The sequence below is a fragment of the Nocardioides sp. PD653-B2 genome (assembly GCF_002117935.1).
GTDB lineage: Bacteria > Actinomycetota > Actinomycetes > Propionibacteriales > Nocardioidaceae > Nocardioides.
Genome location: NZ_BDJE01000073.1, coordinates 1 through 7,394 on the forward strand (window position 1 = coordinate 1; position 7,394 = coordinate 7,394).

Genomic DNA, 7,394 nt, shown 5'->3' on the forward strand with positions numbered 1-7,394 from the left:
GTGTTCCCGCACTGCACCCGATCCTCACCGTCCTGCGACGCCGACCACATCATCGGCTACGACCAGGGTGGTCCGACCTGCTCGTGCAACCTCGCACCGCTCTGCCGCCACCACCACCGGCTCAAGACCCACGGCGGCTGGACCTACGAACGCACCGCACCCCGGACCTTCGTGTGGACCAGCCCCCACGGGCACGTCTACCTCAACGACCTCACCCACCAACGACATACCTGACCCACCGACCCCGCCGGCCACCGGCCCGCGGGGTCACACCCATGCCCCCACGCAGCTCAGTGAGCGGACAGCTCGCCGGTGAGCCGGCCGTGGCGCTCGGCGCTCGCCTCGTCGAGACCGACCATCGTCACCGCCTTGCCCTTGCGCTCGTACTTCGTGGTGATGGCATCGAGGGAGGCGACCGTCGAGGCGTCCCAGATGTGGGACGCGCCGAGGTCGATGACCACCCGGTCGGGGTCCTCGACGTAGTCGAACTGCGTATAGAGGTCGTTGCTCGAGGCGAAGAACAGCTCGCCGGTGACCGTGTAGACCGCGGTGACCTCCCCGGCCTCGTCCTCGACGAGGTCCCGCCGTGTCTCGGTGAGGTGCGCCACCCGTCGGGCGAAGAGGGTCATGGCGACGAGCACGCCGACCGCGACACCGATCGCGAGGTTGTGGGTCGCGACGGTGACCGCGACGGTCGCGAGCATGACGGCCGTCTCGGACTTCGGCATCCGGCGCAGGGTGGCGGGCCGGACGCTGTGCCAGTCGAAGGTGCCGACCGCGACCATCACCATGACGGCGACCAGCGCGGCCATCGGGATGATCGCGACCACGTCGCCGAACCCCACGACCAGGAGGAGCAGGAAGACACCCGCGAGGAACGTCGAGATGCGGGTGCGAGCACCCGACACCTTCACGTTGATCATCGTCTGGCCGATCATGGCGCAGCCACCCATGCCGCCGAACAGCCCCGTGATCACGTTGGAGGCGCCCTGGCCCCACGCCTCGCGGGTCTTGTCGGAGCGGGTGTCGGTGATGTCGTCGACCAGCTTCGCGGTCAGCAGCGACTCGAGCAGGCCCACCAGCGCCATGGCCAGCGCGTACGGCGCCACGATCTTCAGCGTCTCCAGCTCGAGCGGGACGTCGGGCAGGAACAACCTGGGCAGGCTGTCGGGGAGCTCGCCCTCGTCGCCGACGTCCGGGACGGTGAGCCCGGCGAGGACGATGAAGCCCGTCAGCGCCACGATCGCGACCAGGGGCGCGGGCACCACCTGGCTGACCCGTGGGAGACCGACGATGACGGCGATGCCGACGGCGGTCATCGGGTAGACGAGGAACGGCACGTCGACCAGGTGCGGCAGCTGGGCGGCGAAGATCAAGATCGCCAGCGCGTTGACGAAGCCGACCATGACCGAGCGCGGGATGAAGCGCATCAGCTTCGCCACCCCGGCGACGCTGAGCAGGACCTGGATGGCCCCACCCAGCAGGACCGTCGCGATCAGGTAGTCGTAGCCGTGGTCGCGCATCACCGGCGCGATGACGAGGGCGACCGCCCCGGTGGCCGCCGAGATCATCGCCGGCCGGCCGCCGAGGAACGCGATGGAGACGGCCATCGTGAACGATGCGAAGAGGCCGACGCGGGGATCGACCCCGGCGATGATCGAGAACGAGATCGCCTCGGGGATGAGCGCGAGCGCGACGACCAGGCCGGCGAGGACCTCGGTCCGCAGCAGCCTCGGCGACCGCAGGGCGCTCAGTACCGACGGAGCCCGCTCGTCACCATGCTGCCTGCTGCCGCAGGTCCGGGTCACGTGTTCCCGTCGAACATCGAGGTGACGGAGCCGTCCTCGAACACCTCGCGGATGGCGCGCGCGACGAGCGGCGCGATCGACAGGCAGGTGAGCTTGTCGAACTCGCGGTCGGGCGAGAGCGGCAGCGTGTTGGTGACGACGACCTCGACGGCCGACGAGTTCTTGAGCCGGTCGACCGCGGGGTCGGAGAGGATCGCGTGGGTCGCCGCGATGATCACCCCGGCGGCGCCGTCGTTCATCAGCGCCTCGGCGGCCTTCACGATCGTCCCGCCGGTGTCGATCATGTCGTCGACCAGCACGCACATCCGGCCGGACACGTCGCCGACGACCCGGTTGGCGACGGTCTCGTTCGGCCGGTCGGTGCGCCGGCTCTTGTGGATGAACGCCAGCGGCGCACCCCCGAGCCGCGCCGACCAGCGCTCGGCGACCTTGATCCGGCCGGCGTCCGGCGAGACGACGGCGAGCTGCTGGCTGCCGTACTTCTCGCGGACGTAGTCGGCGAGGATCGGCAGCGCCATCAGGTGGTCGACCGGCCCGTCGAAGAAGCCCTGGATCTGGTCGGCGTGCAGGTCGACGGTGATCAACCGGTCGGCACCGGCGGTCTTGAACAGGTCGGCCATCAGCCGGGCGGAGATCGGCTCGCGGCCGCGGTGCTTCTTGTCCTGGCGGGCGTAGCCGTAGAACGGCATCACGACGGTGATCCGCTTCGCCGACGCCCGCTTGAGGGCGTCGACCATGATCAGGTGCTCCATGATCCACTCGTTGATCGGAGCCGTGTGGCTCTGGATCACGAAGGCGTCGCAGCCGCGGACCGACTCCTCGTAGCGGACGTAGATCTCCGAGTTCGCGAACTCGTAGGCCGACTGGGGCACCAGGTCCGTGCCGAGGAGGGAAGCCACCTCCTCGGAGAGGTCGGGGTGGGCCCGTCCGCTGAAGACCATCAGATTCTTCTCGGTGGTCTTCTTCATCCCGGTCACGTCGCTATTGCTCCTCGGTCGCCGCAGGGCTGTGCCGTGAGGATTCTGCCCCTCGCGAGCCGGGTTGCCCAACTCTGTCCACGCCTGCGTCCGCTGCGCCGTGAGGGATGTCTCCTCCGGCGCCGTCCTGCGCGTCCAGCGCGGCCCGCGCGGCCTCGGCCTGGGGCGTGCCCGCCCGCTTCGCGAGCGCCCAGCCCTCGATCGTGCGCTGCGGACCGGCCGACACGGCGAGGGCCCCCGGCGGGACGTCCTCGCGTACGACGGTCCCGGCGCCGGTCGCGGCGCCGTCACCGATCTCGACCGGGGCCACGAAGGTGTTGTTGGACGCCGTCTTCGCGTGCTTGCCGATGGTGGTGCGGTGCTTCTTCAGCCCGTCGTAGTTCGCGAAGATCGTGCCGGCGCCGATGTTGGTGCCCTCGCCGATCTCCGCGTCGCCCACGTAGGACAGGTGCGGCACCTTCGCGCCGTCGCCGATCACGGCGTTCTTGGTCTCGACGAAGCCGCCGATCTTGCCGCCCGCGCCGAGCTTCGTGCCGGGTCGCAGGTAGGAGTACGGGCCGACGTTCGCCCCGCCGCCGACCACCGCCAGCTCGGCGTGGGTGCGTACGACCCGCGCCCCCGTGCCGATCTCGCAGTCCTTGAGCGTGGTGTCCGGGCCGATCACCGCGTCCTCGTCGACCTTCGTGGCGCCGAGCAGCTGGGTGCCGGGCAGGATCGTCACGTCGGCGGCGAGCACGACGTCGGCGTCGATCCAGGTGGTGGCCGGGTCCATCACGGTCACGCCCTCACGCATCCAGCCGTCGACGATCCGGCGGTTCAGCTCCGCACCGAGGCGGGCCAGCTGGACCCGGTCGTTGACCCCCTCGGTCTGCATCACGTCGTCGATCGGGTGCGCCCCGACGGTCAGGCCGTCCTCACGCGCGATCGCGATCGTATCGGTGAGGTAGTACTCGCCCTTGGCGTTGTCGTTGCCGATCCGCGGCAGCGCCCCGACCAGGAACTCCGCGTCGAACGCCAGGATCCCGGAGTTGATCTCGCGGACCTCGCGCTGCGCGGGCGTCGCGTCCTTCTCCTCGACGATCGCCTCGACGTCACCCTCGTCGTTGCGCAGCACCCGCCCGTAGCCGAACGGGTCGGCCACGATGCCGCTCAGGATGCTCACCGCCCGCTGCGCGGCCTCGTGCTCGGCCGCGAAGGCCCGCAGCGACCCGCCCTCGAGCAGCGGGGTGTCGCCGTACGCGACGATCACGGTGCCGGTCAGGTCGCCCGCCGCCTCGACCGCCATGCGTACGGCGTGGCCGGTGCCGAGCTGCTCGTCCTGCACCGCGAGCACGATATCGGGGTAGAGCCCCTGGATGTGCGCCGAGACCTGCTCGCGCTGGTGCCCGACCACGGCGACGACCCGGTCGGGGTCCATCGAGTGAGCGGCGCCCAGGACGTGTCCGATCATGCTGCGACCCCCGATCGGGTGCAGCACCTTCATCGTCTTGGACTTCATCCGGGTGCCACCACCCGCGGCGAGCACGATCACGGTCAGCTGACTACTCATGCTCCCCGGGTAGGAGTCGAACCTACGTCGCTGGCCCTGATTCACGAGCGACCCACTCGTCCCACCTGATGGGCTCGCCGGGGATGGCTAGTACGCACGCATGGTTTCACAGGTTCCATCGCTCAGGTCGCCGCGGCGTACATCGAGTCGAGCAGGGGCGCGTACCTCGCCTCGACGACCTTGCGCCGGACCTTCATGCTGGGGGTGAGCTCGCCGCTCTCGACCGAGAGATCGTGGTCGAGGACCTGGAAGCCCTTGATCGTCTCCCAGCGGTTGAGCCGGCTGTTGACCTCGTCGAGGCACTGCTGGACGTAGGCGCGGACCGCGGGGTCGGCCGCCTGGGAGGCGTAGTCGGAGGCGGCGACACCGCGCGCCTCGACCCACTGGGCCAGCGCCTCGGCGTCCAGCGTGATCAAGGCCGTCGCGTAGTTGCGGCCGTCGGCGTGCACCACGATCTGGCTGCCGAGCGGGCACAGCGCCTTGAACAGCCCCTCGATCGGCTGGGGCGCGATGTACTTGCCACCCGACGTCTTGATCAGGTCCTTCTTCCGGTCCGTGATCCGCAGCCGACCCTGGTCGTCGAGCTCCCCGATGTCGCCGGTGGCGAGCCAGCCGTCGGGGTCCAGCACCTCGGCCGTCGCCTCGGGCTGGTTGTGGTAGCCACGCATCACGCTCGGTCCGCGCACGAAGATCTCTCCGTCCTCGGCGGTCCTCACCTCGGTGCCGGTGATCGGGGCGCCGACCCACCCGAAGACCGGGTCGCTGGGGCGGACGATGCAGGCACCGGCGCTGGTCTCCGTCAGTCCGTAGCCCTCGAGGACGAGCAGGCCGGCCGCGTAGAACCAGGCGGCCACCTCCGGCGAGAGTGCTGCGCTGCCCGAGATGAGGAAGCGGATCCGGCCGCCGAGACGGTCCCGGATCTTCGACAGCACCAGGCGGTCGACCAGGGAGTGCTCGATCCGGGTGGCCAAGCCGGGCTGTCGGCCCGCCAGCCGCGCCTGCGCGACCCGGTCGCCGACGCCGAACGCCCAGGAGAACAGCGTGCCCCTGATGCCGCCCTCCTCCTCGATGGTCTGCACGACCTTCGCGTGCACCTTCTCGAAGATGCGGGGAGGCCCGGCCATGAAGGTGGGTCGCACGACGGCGAGGTTCTCGATGATCTTGTCCATCCGGCCGTCGACCGCCGTCGAGAACCCGATCTCGAGCTGGACCACCTCGAGCATCTTGCCGAAGGAGTGCGACAGCGGCAGCCAGAGGTACTGCAGGTCGTCGCGCGAGAGGATGTCGAGCGACGCGGCACCGGCGCCGATGTAGGTCCAGCAGCGGTGCGGCAGCTGGACGCCCTTGGGTCGTCCCGTGGTCCCGGACGTGTAGATCAGGGTGGCCAGGTGCTCGGGCTCGATCCCGCCGACTGCGTCGTCGACCGCGGTCGGGTGAACGGCGAGGTGGCGCGCCCCGCGCTCGCGCAGGTCCTCCAGACCCAGGACCCACTCGCCGTCGGCGGTGCCGTCGAACGTCACGACCCACTGCACGTCGGGCAGGTGGGCGCGCTGCTCGCGGAGCTTGTCGATCTGGGTGTCGTCCTCGGCGAAGACGATCCGGGAGCCGCTGTCGGCCAGGATGAATGCGATGTCCTCCGCCCCGGACGAGGGGTAGACGGTCGTGGTCGCGCCGCCCGCACAGGTGATCGCGAGGTCCGCGTAGATCCACTCGATGCGGGTGTTGCTGGCGATCGCCACCCGGCCCTCGTGCTCCAGGCCCAGGGCGAGCAGCCCCGCGGCGAGGGTGGTGACCGTGTCCCCGGCCTGCCGCCAGGAGACGGACGACCATGCTCCGCCCTCGGGGAACCGGTAGGCCTCCGCGTCGGGCGTGGCCGCCACCCGGTCGTAGAACATCCGGGCGACCGTCGTGGCCTGGACCAGGGCGCCGGTCCTCTCCATCACGCAGCCTCCGTCCGTGCCGGGTGCTTCCAGCCTGCCTCCCGGAGGGGCGTCGCAGTAGAGCACTAGGTCACGGACTGGGTCCCTGACTGGAAGTCCCGACCGCACGTGTCCAAGGGCACTACTGGCGGATCCGTGCCCACCCGAGGATGTGGATGGAACTCACGCCCGAGGTGATCGGATGGCACACCACCACAGCCAGAGTGGGAGCGTCGCTCTCGACGGGCTCCCGGCGCTGGTGGCTGCCCGCCACCCGCTGGCGATGGTGTACGGCGGAGGCGGCGTCTTCGGGATCGCCTACACGGCAGGCGTCGCGGCCGGTCTGGCCGCGACGGGCGTGCCGGTCGCCACCGCGCCTTCGCTCGGCACGTCCGCCGGCTCCTGGACCGCGTCGGCCATGGCCCTGGGCCTGTCGTACGACGACTTCCGGGCCCTCCGTTCGCCGAAGGTCCCCAGCCGGCGCTACGGCGTGCTCGCGGACCTGGCCCGGCAGCTGTTCGGCGAGCAGCGGCATCCGCTGGTGGCGGTGTCGGCCGTCTGCCTCAGGACCCAGCGCCGGCACATCCTCGACGGTGGCAGGTACCCGCTGGCCGACCTGGTCGCCGCCTCCTCGGCGGTGCCCGGGCTGCTCCCGCCCCATCGCGTCGACGGGCGGCTCTACGTCGACGGGGGCATGTGGTCGGCGACGTCGGTCGACGCCGCCGCGGAGGCCGACCAGGTCATCGTGGTCGCCCCGCTGGCCGGGGTGGTGCTGGGCCCGGTGGGGCAGACGGCCGGGCTCCTGCTGGAGCGGGAGCTGCGACGGTGGCGCGCGCGACACCCTGAGAGCACCATCACGCTGATCCGCCCGGACCGCGCCATGGCCCGGCTCGCGGGGTACCACCCGCTCGCGCTCTTCGACGACGAGCGCGCCCGCGAGGTGTACCCGCCGGCCTACGAGCAGGGTCTGCGCATCGGTGCCGAGCTGGCGACCCGCCGTACCGACACCGGGCCGGCGGCGTGAAGCTCCCCGGGTAGGAGTCGAACCTACGTCGCTAGTCCTGATTCAAAGTCAGGCGGGCCCTGCCGGCAGACCAACCGGGGATAGGCGGACAACGATAGGGCCCGCCCGGCGCGGCGG

At 70.7% G+C, this 7,394-nt stretch carries 6 protein-coding genes and 1 tRNA gene; 2 read left to right on the forward strand and 5 right to left on the reverse strand.

Translation table 11 applies throughout. From position 1 onward, the window contains the following. Positions 1-234, forward strand: a 234-nt coding sequence (locus tag PD653B2_RS25235; RefSeq protein ID WP_165763598.1) for an HNH endonuclease signature motif containing protein, incomplete at its 5' end; no start/stop codon positions are given. A gap of 56 nt (positions 235-290) precedes the next feature. Here the strand turns inward: PD653B2_RS25235 and PD653B2_RS23750 are convergent. The 4 genes from PD653B2_RS23750 to PD653B2_RS23765 form a co-directional block, all read right to left on the reverse strand. Further along, a complete protein-coding gene (locus tag PD653B2_RS23750; protein ID WP_414689180.1) occupies positions 291-1,754 on the reverse strand; it encodes a SulP family inorganic anion transporter in 1,464 nt (487 codons plus the stop codon). Positions 1,755-1,804: 50 nt separating this feature from the next. After that, entirely contained in the window at positions 1,805-2,776 is a 972-nt protein-coding gene (locus PD653B2_RS23755; protein WP_085874906.1) for a ribose-phosphate diphosphokinase, read from the reverse strand. A 13-nt stretch (positions 2,777-2,789) separates the two neighbouring features. Beyond that, positions 2,790-4,334, reverse strand: coding sequence for a bifunctional UDP-N-acetylglucosamine diphosphorylase/glucosamine-1-phosphate N-acetyltransferase GlmU (gene glmU / locus PD653B2_RS23760; RefSeq protein ID WP_085874903.1), 1,545 nt, complete (start codon positions 4,332-4,334; stop codon positions 2,790-2,792). 122 nt (positions 4,335-4,456) lie between these two features. Next, positions 4,457-6,274, reverse strand: a complete 1,818-nt coding sequence (locus PD653B2_RS23765; RefSeq protein ID WP_085874904.1) for an AMP-dependent synthetase/ligase — start codon at positions 6,272-6,274, stop codon at positions 4,457-4,459. A gap of 181 nt (positions 6,275-6,455) precedes the next feature. Here PD653B2_RS23765 and PD653B2_RS23770 point away from each other — a divergent pair, with 181 nt between their 5' ends. Continuing rightward, entirely contained in the window at positions 6,456-7,277 is an 822-nt protein-coding gene (locus PD653B2_RS23770; RefSeq protein WP_085874905.1) for a patatin-like phospholipase family protein, read from the forward strand. Between the two features lie 2 nt (positions 7,278-7,279). On the opposite strand, the gene PD653B2_RS23775 is transcribed toward PD653B2_RS23770, so the two are convergent. After that, positions 7,280-7,358: transfer RNA gene (locus PD653B2_RS23775), tRNA-Gln, on the reverse strand. Positions 7,359-7,394 lie beyond the last annotated feature (36 nt).